This is a genomic window from uncultured Methylobacterium sp. (genome assembly GCF_964244095.1).
Taxonomy (GTDB): domain Bacteria; phylum Pseudomonadota; class Alphaproteobacteria; order Rhizobiales; family Beijerinckiaceae; genus Methylobacterium.
In genome coordinates, this window is record NZ_CAXTHR010000251.1 from 1 (window position 1) to 3,120 (window position 3,120).

At 67.9% G+C, this 3,120-nt stretch carries 4 protein-coding genes; 3 read left to right on the top strand and 1 reads right to left on the bottom strand.

The window, feature by feature from the left end; genetic code table 11:
• Positions 1-136: 50S ribosomal protein L35 (gene rpmI / locus ACFE86_RS22015; RefSeq protein WP_375457444.1), on the bottom strand; the 136-nt coding region annotated here is incomplete at its 3' end.
• A 364-nt stretch (positions 137-500) separates the two neighbouring features.
• Here rpmI and ACFE86_RS22020 point away from each other — a divergent pair.
• The 3 genes from ACFE86_RS22020 to ACFE86_RS22030 all read left to right on the top strand — a co-directional run.
• The gene (locus tag ACFE86_RS22020) at positions 501-980 is read left to right on the top strand and encodes a hypothetical protein (RefSeq protein ID WP_375457441.1); all 480 of its coding nucleotides are present in this window, start codon (positions 501-503) and stop codon (positions 978-980) included.
• A 216-nt stretch (positions 981-1,196) separates the two neighbouring features.
• Complete coding sequence (locus ACFE86_RS22025) at positions 1,197-2,330, top strand: glycosyltransferase family 4 protein (RefSeq protein WP_375457442.1); 1,134 nt, start codon at positions 1,197-1,199, stop codon at positions 2,328-2,330.
• Between the two features lie 336 nt (positions 2,331-2,666).
• On the top strand, positions 2,667-3,120 hold a 454-nt coding region (locus ACFE86_RS22030; RefSeq protein WP_375457443.1), incomplete at its 3' end, for a glycogen debranching N-terminal domain-containing protein.

The window sequence follows — 3,120 nt, forward strand, 5'->3', positions numbered from 1 at the left end:
CGCGCAGGTTGCGGATCTGCTTCGTCGTCCGCTTGATCATCCCGTGGCGCTTGCCGGCCTGGGCGTACATGACCTTGCCGGTCCCGGTGATCTTGAAGCGCTTCTTGGCGCCCGATTTCGTCTTCAGCTTGGGCATTTGGCTCTCCGCTGCGCAAAACCCCTGCCGTCCGGCGATGGCCGGAGGGGTGCGCTCGATGGATGCTTCTGGTGGAGCAGCATGAACCGCCACGGCAGCCCTAACCGGCCGGGCGGTTCCACGCGGGGCGGCTTATGGCAGAAACGCGACCCCGCTTCAATGCCTGGCGCTTCCGGCGCAGGGCGCGTGCCTGATGCAGCCGGCAAGGTCGGGCGCGGTGCACCCCGCGCAACGGACGTCTCTCCACGCGCCTTCGATCGTCGGGCGTAAAAGCCCGCGCGGCCCGCGTCGACGATGCGCTACCGCGATCCCCTTGATTGCGATAGCGTCCCTCGATCCGGACCCGACCAGGCTTCGAGACACCTTGCGGCGCCTTCTGAAATTCCTCCACACGATGGGAGCCATCGGCCTCATGGGCGCGATGGCGGCCCTGCTCGTCCTGCTGAGTTGGGCGCCGCCGCCCGCCGCCCTGGCCGAATACGCCCTGATCCGCGGCGCGATGGGCACCATCGCCACCTGGATCTTCTTTCCCTCGCTCGGGCTGACGCTGATCGCCGGGCTTCTGGCGATCGGCCTGAACCGCGGCTACCACGACGCGGGCTGGGCCTGGCTGAAGGCCGCCACCGGCATCCTGGTCTTCGAGAGCGGCTTCGTCGGCGTTCTGGGCCCCATGCAGCAGGAAGCCGAACAGAGCGCCCTTGCCGTTGCCGGCCGGGTCGATCCCGCAACGCTCGCCGGATCGCTCGGGCCGGAGCGCAACACCCTGTGGGTGCTGCTCGCCGTCGCGACGCTGAACGTGGTGCTCGGCATCTGGCGGCCGCGCCTCACGCGGCGCCCCGCCTGAGCGGGCCTCGTGACAACGCACGTTTCGCCGCTCTCAAGGGCTCGGGCGGGCCGGCGGGTCCCTGGGGATACCGGGGAGATCGCGCAGGGGGCGTCGAAACCGGGGTGACGCGCGCGGTCCCGAGGAACCATAACCTTGGCCGTGGGTTTCGTTCATGTCCCACTCAGCCCGGCTCGGGTTAGATCCCCGAAACGTTGGCTATTCAGGAGACCTTTCGTGCGCATTGCCCAGATCGCCCCGCTCTCGGAAGCCGTCCCGCCCAAGTTCTACGGCGGCACCGAGCGCGTCGTCAGCTGGATCACCGAGGAACTCGTCCGCCAGGGCCACGACGTCACCCTGTTCGCGAGCGGCGATTCCGAGACCTCGGCCAAGCTCGCGGCCTGCACCCCCGAGGGCCTGCGCCTGCTCGGCTATCGCGACCACACCGCGAGCCACCTCGCGATGCTGCATCAGGTCCACCGCCGCGCGCACGAATTCGACATCCTGCACTTCCACATCGACCTGCTACAGTACCCGATGTTCGAGGACCTGAACCACAAGTGCCTCACGACGATGCACGGGCGCCTCGACGTGCCGGACTTCATGCCGGTCTACAAGACCTTCACCGGCATGCCGCTGGTGTCGATCTCCGACAACCAGCGCGTGCCGATGCCGCCAAACGTCAAATGGCTGTCGACGATCCATCACGGCCTGCCGGCGCAGAACTGCCCGTATTCCCCGGAGGCCAAGGGCGGCTACCTCGCCTTCCTCGGCCGCATCTCCCCCGAGAAGCGTCCCGACCGGGCGATCGAGATGGCGATCCGCTCCGGCACGCCGCTGAAGATCGCCGCCAAGGTCGACAAGGCCGACAAGGATTACTGGGACGAGGTCATCGAGCCGATGACCCACCATCCCCTGATCGAGTACATCGGCGAGATCAACGAGGAGCAGAAGAAGACCTTCCTCGGCAACGCGCTGGCGCTCGCCTTCCCGATCGACTGGCCGGAGCCCTTCGGCCTCGTGATGATCGAGGCGATGTCGGCCGGCACCCCGGTGATCGCATTCCGCAACGGCTCGGTCCCCGAGGTCATCGCCGACGGCGTCAGCGGCGTGCTGTGCGATAGCATGGACGATGCGGTCGCGGCGGTGGCCAAGGTCAAGACCATGAGCCGCGCCGGCGTGCGCCGCCACTTCGAGACCGGCTTCACCGCCGAGTGCATGGTCAGGAAGTACGTCGCCGCCTACGAGGAACTGCTCTCCGCGCGCGATTGCGTGATCGCCCTGCCGAAGGCCGCGGCCTTCACGCCGCATTACGGCGAGATGAACGGGTCGGCCCGTCCGCCGATCTCGGTCGCCGCGATGCCGGCCTGAGCCCCCAGCGCGTCGCGACGGCGAAGACGCGTCTCTAAAGCATCACTGCGCGAAGCGGCCACTGGTTCGCGCGAGAACAAGGATGCGGCACCAAGGAGATCGAAGCAGGCTTTCGTTGGCGAAGCCACGAAAGCCTGCTTAGGCCCGTCCTCGGTCCCGGCATCGGGCTTGCAAGGACCGCCGCGCAAGGGTCCGATCCTCCCGCAAGGCTTTTCCCGGCCCGGCCCGCATCGTACAAGCAGGCAACTCAGACGGTCACCAGGGCCGCCGCATCGCCCGACAGCGATCCGGCGGCCCTTTCGATTCGCACCTTCGAGAACGCGGAGCAGGTCACGCATGGCGGCCGACGACACGACGGCGAAGGCGCAGCCCGGCCGGGATGGGCCACCGCAGATCCCGCGCGGCTTCCAGGATGCCGACGCGGTCCTGCCGCAATACCACATCGAGGCCCAGACCTCGCTGGTCGACCGCCCGTTGCGGTCGTTGAAGTTCGGCGAGGCGTTTGCCGTCCTCGACGCCTTCGGCGACATCGGGGTGCAGCCGGGGCCGGAGGGCCTTTACTTCCAGGATACCCGCTACCTGTCGCGGCTGCACTTCACCATCGAGGACCAGCGGCCGCTGATGCTGTCCTCGGTGATGCAGGACGACAACGGCGCGCTCTCCGTCGACATGACGACGCCCGACATCCGCCACGAGGCGCAGGACGAGACCACGATCCCGCGCGAGATCATCGCCATCGAGCGCACCAAGTTCCTGTTCCGCGGCGCCTGCTACGACCGGATCGGCCTGC